Source organism: Mesorhizobium jarvisii, from assembly GCF_003601985.1.
GTDB lineage: Bacteria > Pseudomonadota > Alphaproteobacteria > Rhizobiales > Rhizobiaceae > Mesorhizobium > Mesorhizobium jarvisii.
The window spans coordinates 748638-761168 of the sequence record NZ_QZXA01000002.1; the positions used below are offsets into that span (position 1 = coordinate 748638).

Genomic DNA, 12531 nt, shown 5'->3' on the forward strand with positions numbered 1-12531 from the left:
TTGCCGGGGGCAGGTACGCTGCTTCACCAGATTTACGAGGCTCCGTCGCTTCGAAAGGAGAAGCGGGGTTTTTCGTGCCGCCAAACCCGCGTATCGTGCGGGCTATTTGTTGCGCTACTTCGGCGGCCGACTTCTCGGGAAAGGCACGATCGTCAGAGGCGACTTCTGAAATTCCGCAGCCGCTATTTCTTCGATCATCACATCTAGCCTGGCGCGGATCCTCTGACTTGTTTCGTCCTCGCCGCACAGGCGGTTTTGTGCGCATTCCAACAGCTCGCGCGCCGCTGCAAAATCGCTTTGCATCGCAACACCCACTAGCCAACCCAACGCCGCATCGTCCTCCCACTTAGTTTAGGGATTACTAATAGATGAATCGGCAATTTAAGGAATAGCGTCTCGTGGTTCAGCCATATTGGCTACCCGACGCGTTATGCTGGCCGTCACTTATCTTAACAAAAACACTGACTTAGATACGAAAACGCCGCCCGATGGGCGGCGTTTTTTGTTCGCAAAGGGAAAACCCAGATTACTTGATCTTGGTTTCCTTGAATTCGACGTGCTTCTTGGCGACCGGGTCGTACTTGCGGAACGACAGCTTGTCGGTCTTGGTACGGCTGTTCTTGCTGGTCACGTAGAAGAAACCGGTGTCGGCGGTCGACAGAAGCTTGATCTTGATGTTTGCGGCTTTGGCCATGGTATCAGTCCGTTTGTTCGTGGGGTTTTGGCCGCTGGAGCACGGGAAAACACCCGGACGCGGGAAACTTGGCGCGACACATAAAGAACGTGCCTGGAAAGTCAAGCCCGGCGGAGCTTTTCCGCCCCACCGGAACTGTCCCATGACCTCAAATCACGCGGTTTCTGTCTCCGGCGCCGCAATCTTTTTCCAGTCCCCGGTGGTGTTCCACCAGCGATTCGGATTGGCACGGTCGTCCAGCCCCTTGGAACGGCTGGCGAGGATCGGCTGGATGCGGATCACCGGCTCCTGGTAGGAATGGGCCTGGAAAATCGCCTCGACGACACGGCTGGCCAATGCCTGGTCGTCGGGCAATTCGAATGACACCTCGACCGTGCCCGGGCGGCGGCGCAATTCGGTCTCGGCGCCGGCCGCGGCCCCTTCGAGCGGCCTGTAACGCTCGATGCCATGCGCCGACTGATAGGCGTTGCGGTCATATTTGCCCATCGCCAGCGGGGCGATCGCAACCACCGCGTCCATGATGCGGTCGATATCCGCCGCCGGTGCCTGGAAGGTCACAAGCAGCAGAAGCGTCATTCGCAGGGATGTGGTTTCAAAGCCGCTGTCGATCATGGGAGTGTCCTCAACTACCGATGTTTTAGGGACACTCTTTTACCGCGCGGCTGCTGACATGGTTCTGTCAGCAGCCTGCCGCGTGCGGGAACAGAATCGCTATCCCCGACGCTACAAAAGGATCTTGCGTACCAGCCTGAAGCAGACCAGGGCGATGTAGGCGCCGAAGAAGAGGCCAAGCGACCAGCCGAAGCCGGAAGGCCCGAAACTGTCCATGCCGATGCCGATCGCCTGTGGGCCAAGCACCATGCCGACACCGTAGCACAGCACGAAGGCCGCGTTGGCCGACGCCAGTTCGTGGCCGGAGAGCTGCGAACCGAGATGGGCGAGGCCGATCGTGTACATGGCCGCGACGACACCGCCCCAGACGAACAAAAGCGCTGCCATCAAGTGCCAGTTCGCCGCAAAGAAGGGCATGAACAGCGTGCCGGCAAGGCCAACCGTGGCGCAGGCGAGCAGCAGATAGCGCCGGTCCGAAACGCGGTCGCTGATCATGCCGATCGGGATCTGCAGGAGCACATTGCCCAACCCGATCATGGTCAGCAGCAATGCGGCGTCGGCTTCGGAATAGCCGATGCGGTTGCCATAGACCGGGAACAGCGCGAAGCCGCCGGTTTCGACCGCGCCGAACACCAGTACGGCAAAAGTCGCGGTCGGCACCAGCCAGATGTAGCGCAGGAAATTGCTGGTTTCGCCATCGGCGACGATGGAGGGGCTTTCGTTGCGCGCGGCCAGCACCGGTATCGCGGCCAGTGTCACCAGAGCGATGATGACGCCGAACGGCCTGAAGCCGGAGCTGCCGAGATGCGCGAACAGCCACGGCCCGGCGGCAAAACCGAGCGACAGGACGGTGGCGTAGATGCCAAGAACAAGGCCGCGCCGGTGCGGCGGTGCCGATGTGCTGATCCAGAATTCCGACAGGATGAACAGCACCGTCAACGCGATATGCAGCACGATGCGCAGCGGGAACCACATCCAGAAATTGGGCGCGAAATGGAAGCCGACGAAGGCCAGCGCGCCGGTGGCGATCATGGCGATCATGGTCCAGGCGACGCCAAAGCGCATGGCGAGCGGCGTCGCCAGCGGCGCGCCGGCGATCGAGGCCAGGCCGGCGACGGCGGTGTTGAGGCCGATCATCGAAGCCGAGTGGCCGCGCGTTTCCAGGATGACGCTGAGCAGTGGCATGCCGAGGCCAATGGCGATGCCGACGACGCTGATCGACGAGATCGCCGCCACCATTGGCAGCCAGTGTACGCGTTCGTCGCCCTGTGGTTGGGTATCGACCGTCATGGGGTGCTGAATACTCTGTCTCGTTGATCTTACGCAATTCCAGACGGAAAACCGCGTCACACTCTTCCTGGAATTGCCCTACAGAAGTTCGCGGGTGAAGCGGTTGCGGACAAGCCGGTAGAACGGCACGGGACCGCCCGGACGCAGCAACGGATCATGGGCGAGGCGCTTTTCCAACTCGTCCAGGATCATTCGGGTGATGTCGGGTATGTCGGCTTCCCTGGCCTTGGCAAGGGGCAGCCAGACCAATTCCTCGAGTTCATTGGTCGGACCGCCGCCCGGCAGTTCAACGGCGACGTCGCTGCGCCAGGCGCTGAAAAAACGCGTATCGAAGCGGCGCACCCGGTTGGGCGGAGTGATAGCGCGCGCGATGAAGCGCAGCGTTTCGAGCGAAGGCCTTACGCCGTGTTCGACAAAACCTTGCCAGTCGCGCTTGTCGGTGGCAAAGGCGGCGCTCTCGCCGATGAGCAAACCGGCTTCCTCATAGGTCTCGCGGATTGCCGACAAGGCGACAGCGCGGGCTCGGGCGGCACTGGTGCGGCCGGGGCCTGCGAGCAGCTTCGCTTCCTCGTCGCGATGCAATGCGGTGGCCGTCGCGATGCGGCTGTCGGCCGGATCGGTGCGGCCGCCGGGAAACACGAATTTTCCGGGCATGAAGGCGTGGCCGGCGTGACGGCGCCCCATCAGCACCAGCACCTCATCGCCCTTGCGGTCGAGAAGAATCAGGGTCGCGGCATCGCGCGGACGCAGGGGCCGGCCGCCATGTGCGGCAAGACCCTTGTCGAGCTTGTCGACATCCGTCTTGGTCATTGCTTCCATGCGCAGGGACCTAGCGGAAACTTCTTGCATGCGAAAGTGGCCTTAGCGATTGGCGTGTTGCGCCAGCGGCGCATCAGGCGCCGTGGTGGGAGCTCGCCCCATCCTTTTCGCCACCGAATCCGTGCATATAGAACGCCCATTGCAGTCCGATGACGGCGCCTTTGACAGGCTGCAGCAGGGCAACCGACAAGATGATGGTCAAGGGCACCCAGATGAGGATGTGCTGCCAGGTGGACAGCGTCGATGTCGCTTCGACGCCCATGAAGGCGCCGAGAACGATGTGGCCGACGATGACGATGACCAGGTAGGCCGGTAGGTCGTCGGCGCGATGGTGGTGGATTTCCTCGCCACAGACACTGCAGGTCTCGACAGTCTTGGTGAAACCGCGAAACAGCTTGCCTTCGCCGCAGTTCGGGCAGCGGCCCAAAAGGCCGCGCTTCATCGCCGTCCACAAGGGGCGGGCAACCCGGCCCGTGTGATGTTCACCGCCGAAAACCTGTTCTTGTATCCCTAATTCCTTTGGCATTATCGTCTCCTGCCGCGCGAACCTGGTCGCGATTGCGACGCACGGGCGCGGCCCTTGGCCTTGTGGAACGACCTGGTGGAGCCTGGCAGGGGCTTCGGGTCGGTCAGCATCTCGAAGCGCATGGCGCCGGCCATCGGTGCCACCTCGACGAGCCGGACCTCGACATGGTCCGCGAGCTGGTAGCCATTGCCCGTGCGTTCTCCGAAGAGCGAGCGAGCGGTTTCGTCGTATATATAGTAATCGCCGCCCAGAGTTGACACGGGGATGAAGCCATCGGCGCCATATTGCGGCAATTGGACAAATAGTCCTGATTTGGTGACGCCGGAGATGCGGGCGTCGAACCGGTCGTCGATGCGTTCGGCGAGATAGGCTGCAATCAGCCGGTCGACCGTGTCGCGCTCGGCCGCCATGGCACGCCGTTCCGTGCCGGAGATCAGGATCGCAACGTCTTTGAGACGAGCTGCTTCGTCCTGTGTCAGTCCTCCCGGACCGAGGCCGAGTGCGGCAATAAGCCCGCGATGCACGATCAGATCGGCATAGCGGCGGATCGGCGAGGTAAAATGGGCGTAGCGCCTCAGGTTGAGGCCGAAATGGCCGATATTCCCGGGCGAATATTCGGCCTGGCTCTGTGAGCGCAGCACCACTTCGTTGACCAGTGCCTCATTGTCGGCGCCGCGCACGCGCTCGAGAATGCCGTTGAACTGGCTGGGCCGCATCTGCGCGCCGCGCGCCAGCGACAGGCCGAGCGTCTGCAGGAATTCGCGCAGCGATTCCTGCTTGGCGAGCGACGGCGCGTCGTGCACGCGGTAGACCAGCGCCTGCTTCTTCGCCTCCAGCGTCTCTGCGGCGGCGACATTGGCCTGGATCATGAATTCTTCGATGAGCTTATGGGCATCGAGGCGTTCCGGCACGATGACACGGTCGACCGTGCCATCCGGCTTGAGCATGATCTTGCGCTCCGGCAGATCGAGTTCGAGCGGCTGGCGGCCGGCGCGACCGCGCTTGAGGATCGCATAGGCATCCCAGAGCGGCTTCAGCACCGTGTCGAGGATCGGACCGGTCTTGTCGTCGGGCACGCCGTCGATAGCCGCCTGCGCCTGCGGATAGGCGAGCTTCGCCGCCGATTTCATCATCACGCGGTGGAAGGAGTGCCGGATCTTGTGGCCGTCGGCGGAGAAGGTCATGCGCACGGCCAGCGCCGGGCGATCCTGGCCCTCGCGCAGCGAACAGAGGTCGTTCGAGATGCGCTCGGGCAGCATCGGCACGACGCGATCCGGGAAATAGACCGAATTGCCGCGCTTCAAGGCCTCGCGGTCCAGCGCCGTGCCATAGCGGACATAGGCTGCGACGTCGGCGATCGCCACGGTGGCGATCACGCCGCCCGGGTTTTTTTCGTCGGGATCGGGCGTCGCGAAGACCGCGTCGTCATGGTCCTTCGCGTCGGCCGGATCGATGGTGATCAGTGGCAGGTCGCGCCAGTCCTCACGGTGATCAAGCGTCGCCGGCCTGACGGCTTCGGATTCGGCGATGACGTCGGCCGGAAAGATGTGCGGGATGTCGTGGGCGTGGATGGCGATCATCGAGACCGCCTTTTCACTGGTCAACGAGCCGAGCACATTGAGCACCTTGGCTCTCGGCAGCCCGTAGCGGGAAGCCCGCGCGGGCTCGACCTCGACCAGGTCGCCATTCTCAGCGCCGTTCTGGAATTCCTTGTCGACGATCAGTTCGGGCTGGCGCCGTTCCACCGGTTCGATGCGGAAGGTGCCGTCCTTAAGCACGCGGAAGACGCCGAGGACGGCATCGGTGCGCTTCTCGAAGATCTTCATCACCCGGCCGGTGTAGGCGGGGCCGGACGGATCATCGGTCGGGAAGGTCTTGGCCAGGACGCGGTCGCCGATGCCTGGCGCCGGACCGTTGCCACTGCGCGAAACGCGGATCGAGACGACAGGTGGCTCGCCGGTGCTTACGGACTCCGCCGGGTGGGCCAGCAAAATGCCGTCGCCGTCACGGCCAAAGATGTCGAGCACGGCGACATGGGGCAGGGCGCCGACGCGGGCCAGCCGCTTGCGCTCCTTGGTGAGCACGCCTTCATCCTGCAAGTCGCGCAAAATATCTTTCAGCCAGATGCGGTCGTCGCCACGCAGCGCGAAAGCCTTGGCGATGTCGCGTTTTCCGGCACGATCGGGATTTTCGGCGATATAGCGCAGGATTTCGTCGCGCGAAGGCCGGTAGTCGTCCTTGACCTTGGCCCTCGTGTCGGCGGTGCGCGGATCGCCGTGGCTCCGTCCGGTGATCCTGCGCGCCACGCCGTCCTACCCTTTTTTCTTCGCCGCCGGCTTCTTGGCGGCTGTTTTCTTGGCTGCGGGCGCGTTGGCGGCTGCCGCCTTGCGGAACGGCTTCTTGCCGCCGCCGCCCTTGGCTTCCTTTTCGGCAATCAGCGCCAACGCATCCTCGATGGTCACCGATTGCGGATCCTTGCCCTTGGGCAGCGTGGCGTTGACCTTGCCGAAATTGACGTAAGGCCCGTATTTGCCGTCGCGCACGACGATCTTGCCGCCACCGTCCGGATGGTCGCCAAGCTCCTTCATGGCCGCCGGCGTGCCGCCATTACGGCCGCCCTTGCCCTTCGACTGCTTCTCGGCAATCACCGTGACGGCGCGGTTGAGGCCGATCGAGAACACATCCTCGATGCTGTCGAGATTGGCATAGGTGCCATCATGCAGCACGAACGGGCCGTAGCGGCCGAGCCCGGCCGAGATCATCTTGGACGTTTCAGGATGCTTGCCGATATCGCGCGGCAGCGCCAGCAACGCCAATGCTTTCTCATGGTCGATGGTCTCGGGCGTCCAACCCTTGGGCAGGCTCGAGCGCTTGGCGTCCTTACCGTCGCCGCGCTGGAGGTAGGGGCCGAAGCGACCCGAGCGCAGGGTGATTTCCTCGGCCGTGTAGGGATCCTTGCCGAGCACCTTGGTGCCGTCATCCCCGCCGCCATTCTCGCCATTCGGATTGGCGGCGTCGCCGAGCTGGCGGGTGAAGGAGCATTCGGGATAGTTCGAGCAGCCGACGAAGGCGCCGAACTTGCCGAGCTTCAGCGAGAGGTTGCCGGTGCCGCATTTCGGGCAGATGCGCGGGTTCGAGCCGTCTTGGCGCGCGGGGAACACCAGCGGCGCCAGTTCCTCGTTCAGTGCATCGAGCACGTCGGTGACGCGCAGTTCCTTGATGTCGGCGACGGCGCCGGAAAAATCCTTCCAGAAATCGCGCAGCACGTCCTTCCAGGCGAGCTTGCCGTCGGAAATCTCGTCGAGCTTTTCCTCCAGCGACGCCGTGAAGTCATATTCAACGTAGCGCTCGAAGAAGCTTTCGAGGAAAGCGGACAACAGGCGGCCCTTGGCCTGCGGCACCAGCCGGCGCTTGTCGATCGTGACATAGTCGCGGTCCTCGAGCGTCTTCAGGATTGCCGTATAGGTCGAAGGCCGGCCGATGCCGAGTTCTTCCAGCTTCTTGATCAGCGTGGCCTCGGAATAGCGCGGCGGCGGCTCGGTCGTGTGCTGGGTGGCGTTGATCGCCTGGCGGGCAAGCTGCTCGCCGGCGCGGATTTCCGGCAGACGGCGGTTTTCCTCGTCCTCCGCGTCGTCGTCCTTCTGATCGGTGTAGGCGGCGATGAAGCCGTCGAAGCGAACGACCGAACCGACAGCGCGAAGCTCGGCGGTGCGTGCACCGTTGACCGCCTCGATCTCGACTGTCGTGCGCTCGATCTCGGCCGGCTGCATCTGGCTGGCGATGGCGCGCTTCCAGATCAGCTCATAGAGCCGCATCTGGTCGGAATCGAGATATTGCCGAACCGATGCCGGGGTGCGCATGAAATCCGTCGGACGGATTGCCTCGTGCGCTTCCTGGGCATTCTTGGCCTTGGTCGTGTAGAAACGCGGCTTTTCCGGCAGATATTTCGGGCCGAATTCCTTGGCAATAGCGTCGCGGGCAGCGTCGATCGCCTCGGGCGCCATCTGGACGCCGTCGGTTCGCATATAGGTGATCAGGCCGGTCGTTTCGCCGCCGATCTCCATGCCTTCATAGAGCCGTTGCGCCACCTGCATGGTGCGGGTGGCGGAGAAACCGAGGCCCGATGAAGCGGCCTGCTGCAGCGTCGATGTGGTGAAGGGCGGGCCAGGGTTGCGCTTGGTCGGCTTGGCTTCCACCGACAACGCCTTGAAGGCCGCGCCCTCGAGCATCGCCTTGATGTCGTCGGCCTGCGCTTTGTTGGCAATGTCGAGCTTTTGCAGCTTCTTGCGCTCGAAGGCGGTCAGCCGCGCTTCGAAAGTCTCGTTTCGCGGCGTGCCGAGGATGGCGGCGATCTGCCAATATTCCTCGCGGATGAAGCGTTCGATCTCGGATTCACGGTCGCAGACCAGGCGCAAGGCCACGGACTGGACGCGGCCGGCCGAACGGGCGCCGGGCAGTTTGCGCCACAGCACCGGCGACAGCGTGAAGCCGACGAGATAGTCCAGCGCCCGGCGGGCAAGATAGGCATCGACCAGCGGCGCGTCGATCTGGCGCGGATTGGCCATGGCCTCCAGCACCGACGATTTGGTGATGGCGTTGAAGACGACGCGGCTGACCGGCTTGTCCTTCAGCGCACGCTTCTGCTTCAACACTTCCAGCACATGCCAGGAAATGGCCTCGCCTTCGCGATCCGGGTCGGTGGCGAGGATCAGGCCGTCGGCATCCTTGACCGCCTTGGCGATGTCGGCGAGCCGCTTGCCCGAGGCGGTGTCGACCGCCCAGGACATGGCGAAGTCTTCATCCGGGCGCACCGAGCCGTCCTTGGCCGGCAAATCGCGGACATGGCCGAACGAGGCCAGAACCTTATAGTTCTTGCCGAGGTATTTGTTGATTGTCTTCGCCTTGGCCGGCGATTCGACGACGACGACGTCCATGAGGTCTCATATCAGCTGTGATGCGGCAGAAGAATTCCGCTGCGCGCGACGAAATCTCGTTCTATTTGCCGCTCACATGGCCGCGCTTTTGCATCCGGTCAAGGGGAAGCGCCCAAATTGCGGAGCTGTCCGCAGCAATACACTCTTAGAGTGTATGGAGAAAATCACAGATTTTGGCTTGGAGGGATGACGTCCCCCGCTCGGTGCAAACGGCCCGATTCATTTTTCGCCGAGTCGCGGAGAAGGTGGCTTGCGTACGATGCCGGGACGACGAGGGGAAGGCCGCCTGACGCTGGCCGCCGGCTGTATGGAGGAATGCCCGGCGACCAGCCTTGTCCCGCCGGCAGGCGGGCGACGGTATCGAGGATCAATCGGCTTTCAGCATGTGCCAGACGCCGGCGACACCTTCACCGTTCACATCGCCGGCCTTCTTGTCCTTTATGAAGGTGTAGACAGGCTTGCCGTCATAGGCCCACATCTTGGTGCCGTCGGTGCGGTCGATGACGCTCCATTCGTCATCCGCCTTGGCGCCGGCCGCGGCCTTCAGCGGCGGCCAGTTGGCGGCGCATTTGTCGTAGCAGGTGGTCTTGCCCTTCGCGTCCTTGTCATAGGTATAGAGCGTCATGCCCTTGGCGTCGGTGAAGATCTTGGTGCCGTTGACCTCGGCTTTCTTCCACGCGTCGGCGGCAACGGATGCGGCGGTGCTGAGAAGCAGCGCGGCCAGCCCTATGGTTATGGTTTTCATGGAAATCTCCCTGGCTGATATTGGAGAGGCGCGGGAAATCGCGGCCTCTTTGATATCAACGTCCCGGGCCGGCGCTTTCGTCCCCATGTCCGTATGCCGCTGAATTTCGACACAATGGTGATTGGCAGACATGCCCGGCCGTCGCTATATCCGCCGGGGAGCGTTTGGAGTTTTGGAATGGCATTGGACATCGGCTATGTCAGCGCCGTCGGGGCGGGAGCCATCTCGTTCCTGTCGCCTTGCGTGCTGCCGCTGGTGCCGCCCTATCTCTGCTACATGGCAGGCGTGTCGGTCGACGATTTTCGCGGCAATGCCGGTGTCACGGCCCGCGAAGGCACACGCGGCGCGCTGCTCTATTCCTCGATCGCCTTCGTGCTCGGCTTCTCGACGGTGTTCGTGGCACTCGGCGCCGGCGCCTCGACCATCGGCCGGCTGCTGCGCGTCTGGCAGGAGCCGCTGGCGATGGGCGCTGGCGTGCTGATCATCCTTATGGGCCTGAATTTCCTCGACATATTGCGCATTCCGCTGCTGTCGCGCGAGGCGCGCTTCCAGTCGCAAGGCAAGCCGGCCAGTGCCGTCGCCGCCTATGTCATGGGGCTGGCCTTCGCCTTCGGCTGGACGCCCTGTATCGGTCCGGTGCTGGGGCCGATCCTGACGCTGGCCGGCGGGCGCGAAACGGTGGGCGAGGGCGCGCTGCTGCTCGCCGCATATTCGCTCGGGCTGGGCATCCCCTTCCTGATCGCGGCGCTATTTTCCGGCGCCTTCATGCGCTTCCTCGGCAAATTCCGCGTCCATCTCGGCCGCGTCGAAAAGGCGATCGGCGCGCTGCTGGTGGTCGCCGGCGTGTTTTTCCTCACCGGCGGCGTGCAGACCGTGTCCTACTGGCTGCTGGAGAATTTCCCGGTGCTGGGCCGGCTGGGGTAGATCGCCAATGCCGCTATTGCTGTTAGGATCGAGCTGTGGACTAGCTGATTAAGAGTCGGCGGCTCCGTCATCTCACCGGAATTTAACCGCATTGGTGCAGCATGGCGCCACTGCTATCCTGTGTTGATTCCCAACCCTTTTCCTATGGTTGTTCGCCTATGAGCCAGAGATCCTGCCTGTCCGTCATTCTCGCCGCCGGCGAAGGCACGCGCATGAAGAGCGCGCTGCCGAAGGTGCTGCACCAGATCGCAGGCCTGCCGATGGTCGCCCATGTGGTCAAGGCGGCCGACGCCGCAGGTGCCAGCAGCGATGCGATCGTCATCGGCCATGGTGCGGAAGAGATGCGCAAGGCGGTGGCGAAGTTCTCGCCCAAGGCCGAAACCTTCGTGCAGGAAGAGCGCTTGGGTACGGCGCATGCTGTTCTTGCCGCACGTGAAGCGATATCAAGGGGTTATGACGACATCCTGGTGATGTTCGGCGACACGCCGCTGATCGATGCGGAAGCGCTGAACTTGGCGCGGCTGAAACTCGCCGAAGGCGCGGCCGTCGCGGTGATCGGCTTCCGTCCGCCTCTTCCAAACGGCTACGGCCGGCTGGTCGAAAAAGGTGGCAAACTGATTGCCATCCGCGAGGAAAAGGACTGTTCCGAGGCGGAAAAGAAGATCGGTTTTTGCAATGCCGGCATGATGGCGGTGGCCGGCGCCCATGCGCTGAAACTGCTCGACGCGGTAGGCAACAAGAACGCCAAGGGCGAATATTATCTCACCGACATCGTCGAGATCGCCGGTGCGCAGGGCCTGGATGTCGTCGCCACCGAGGCCAGTTTCGAGAATGCGCTCGGCATCAACAACCGCGCCGAACTGGCCCAGGCCGAAGGCATCTGGCAGGCGCGCCGCCGTCAGGAGGCGATGCTGTCGGGCGTGACGCTGATCGCGCCGGAGACCGTGTATTTCTCGCACGACACCGAGATCGGCGCCGACACCATCGTCGAGCCGAATGTCTGGTTCGGCCCGGGCGTGAAGATCGCCGGCGGCGCCAAGATCCATGCCTTCAGCCATATCGAAGGCGCAACCATTGCCGCGAACTGCGATGTCGGTCCGTTCGCGCGGTTGCGGCCGGGAGCCGATCTTCGGAACAAAGCCAAGGTCGGCAATTTCTGCGAGGTCAAGCAGGCTGTCATCGAGGAGGGCGCCAAGGTCAACCATCTGACCTATATCGGCGATGCCCGCGTCGGCGCGGGCGCCAATATCGGCGCCGGCACCATTACCTGCAATTATGACGGCTATTCGAAATTCTTCACCGATATCGGCGAGGGCGCCTTCGTCGGCTCGAACTCCTCGCTGGTGGCGCCTGTTTCGATCGGCAAGGGCGGCTACATTGCCTCGGGCAGCGTCATCACCGAAAGCGTGCCCGACGACGCGCTGGCCTTCGGCCGCGCCCGCCAGAAGACGATCCCCGGAAAGGGCAAGGAATTGCGCCAGCGCTTTGCCTCGGCCGCGGCGGCGAAGAAGAAGGCGGCTGGCGCCGATCACTAGTCTAGCGGTCAGCCGGCGGCTTTACTTCCGCCGAAGCAATCGAAAAACCGACCAATTGCAGTAACCGGATTGCAAGAGCGGTCTGGCATGGTGCATGCGTGGAGAAACGTCCGTTACACCGGACGAAATGCAATGTGACTTTCGCGGTAGGCCGGCCATCCCTAAATAGCGCTGGTTTTCCACGGGGAATCGGGGGCTGTCTGCATGTGCGGTATCGTTGGAATCGTCGGCCATTCGCAGGTTGCGCCGCTCATCGTCGATGCGCTGAAGCGGCTGGAATATCGCGGCTATGACTCGGCCGGTGTGGCCACCATCGAACATGGTCAGCTCGCCCGCCGCCGCGCCGAAGGCAAGCTGATCAACCTCGAACGCCGGCTCAAGGAGGAGCCACTCGACGGCACGATCGGCATCGGTCACACACGCTGGGCCACCCATGGCGTGCCCAACGAGAC

At 63.1% G+C, this 12531-nt stretch carries 10 protein-coding genes and 1 pseudogene; 3 read left to right on the top strand and 8 right to left on the bottom strand.

The window, feature by feature from the left end; translation table 11 throughout:
• Positions 1-526: 526 nt before the first annotated feature.
• The 8 genes from rpmG to D3242_RS07385 form a co-directional block, all read right to left on the bottom strand.
• Entirely contained in the window at positions 527-694 is a 168-nt protein-coding gene (rpmG, locus tag D3242_RS07350) for a 50S ribosomal protein L33 (protein ID WP_006201775.1), read from the bottom strand.
• Between the two features lie 153 nt (positions 695-847).
• A complete protein-coding gene (locus D3242_RS07355; protein WP_019858388.1) occupies positions 848-1306 on the bottom strand; it encodes a YqfO family protein in 459 nt (152 codons plus the stop codon).
• Positions 1307-1417: 111 nt separating this feature from the next.
• Positions 1418-2596: an MFS transporter gene (locus tag D3242_RS07360; protein ID WP_010909702.1), complete on the bottom strand. Its 1179-nt coding sequence runs from the start codon at positions 2594-2596 to the stop codon at positions 1418-1420.
• A 78-nt stretch (positions 2597-2674) separates the two neighbouring features.
• Entirely contained in the window at positions 2675-3415 is a 741-nt protein-coding gene (locus D3242_RS07365; protein ID WP_064984268.1) for an NUDIX hydrolase, read from the bottom strand.
• A 73-nt stretch (positions 3416-3488) separates the two neighbouring features.
• Entirely contained in the window at positions 3489-3941 is a 453-nt protein-coding gene (locus tag D3242_RS07370; protein ID WP_019858386.1) for a DUF983 domain-containing protein, read from the bottom strand.
• Complete coding sequence (rnr, locus tag D3242_RS07375) at positions 3941-6247, bottom strand: ribonuclease R (RefSeq protein ID WP_064984271.1); 2307 nt, start codon at positions 6245-6247, stop codon at positions 3941-3943. The genes D3242_RS07370 and rnr overlap by 1 nt, the downstream gene beginning before the upstream one ends.
• 6 nt (positions 6248-6253) lie before the next feature.
• Positions 6254-8875 carry a type I DNA topoisomerase gene (gene topA / locus D3242_RS07380; protein WP_064984274.1) on the bottom strand — a complete coding sequence of 874 codons (2622 nt, stop codon included), beginning with the start codon at positions 8873-8875 and terminating at the stop codon, positions 6254-6256.
• A gap of 367 nt (positions 8876-9242) precedes the next feature.
• A complete protein-coding gene (locus D3242_RS07385) occupies positions 9243-9620 on the bottom strand; it encodes a COG4315 family predicted lipoprotein (RefSeq protein ID WP_064984278.1) in 378 nt (125 codons plus the stop codon).
• A gap of 177 nt (positions 9621-9797) precedes the next feature.
• Here D3242_RS07385 and D3242_RS07390 point away from each other — a divergent pair, with 177 nt between their 5' ends.
• The 3 genes and pseudogenes from D3242_RS07390 to D3242_RS07400 form a co-directional block, all read left to right on the top strand.
• Positions 9798-10544 carry a cytochrome c biogenesis CcdA family protein gene (locus D3242_RS07390; RefSeq protein ID WP_064984281.1) on the top strand — a complete coding sequence of 249 codons (747 nt, stop codon included), beginning with the start codon at positions 9798-9800 and terminating at the stop codon, positions 10542-10544.
• Positions 10545-10702: 158 nt separating this feature from the next.
• The gene (gene glmU / locus D3242_RS07395; protein ID WP_064984283.1) at positions 10703-12079 is read left to right on the top strand and encodes a bifunctional UDP-N-acetylglucosamine diphosphorylase/glucosamine-1-phosphate N-acetyltransferase GlmU; all 1377 of its coding nucleotides are present in this window, start codon (positions 10703-10705) and stop codon (positions 12077-12079) included.
• Between the two features lie 204 nt (positions 12080-12283).
• A pseudogene (locus D3242_RS07400) lies at positions 12284-12531 on the top strand (glutamine--fructose-6-phosphate transaminase (isomerizing)); the annotation flags it as partial.

Bases quoted from the DNA above. Each gene is read 5' to 3' on its own strand.
- rpmG (WP_006201775.1), bottom strand. From the start codon at position 694: ATGGCCAAAGCCGCAAACATCAAGATCAAGCTTCTGTCGACCGCCGAC.
- D3242_RS07370 (WP_019858386.1), bottom strand. From the start codon at position 3,941: ATGCCAAAGGAATTAGGGATACAAGAACAGGTTTTCGGCGGTGAACAT.
- D3242_RS07385 (WP_064984278.1), bottom strand. From the start codon at position 9,620: ATGAAAACCATAACCATAGGGCTGGCCGCGCTGCTTCTCAGCACCGCC.
- D3242_RS07390 (WP_064984281.1), top strand. From the start codon at position 9,798: ATGGCATTGGACATCGGCTATGTCAGCGCCGTCGGGGCGGGAGCCATC.
- glmU (WP_064984283.1), top strand. From the start codon at position 10,703: ATGAGCCAGAGATCCTGCCTGTCCGTCATTCTCGCCGCCGGCGAAGGC.
- topA (WP_064984274.1), bottom strand. From the start codon at position 8,875: ATGGACGTCGTCGTCGTCGAATCGCCGGCCAAGGCGAAGACAATCAAC.
- D3242_RS07355 (WP_019858388.1), bottom strand. From the start codon at position 1,306: ATGATCGACAGCGGCTTTGAAACCACATCCCTGCGAATGACGCTTCTG.
- D3242_RS07365 (WP_064984268.1), bottom strand. From the start codon at position 3,415: ATGGAAGCAATGACCAAGACGGATGTCGACAAGCTCGACAAGGGTCTT.
- D3242_RS07360 (WP_010909702.1), bottom strand. From the start codon at position 2,596: ATGACGGTCGATACCCAACCACAGGGCGACGAACGCGTACACTGGCTG.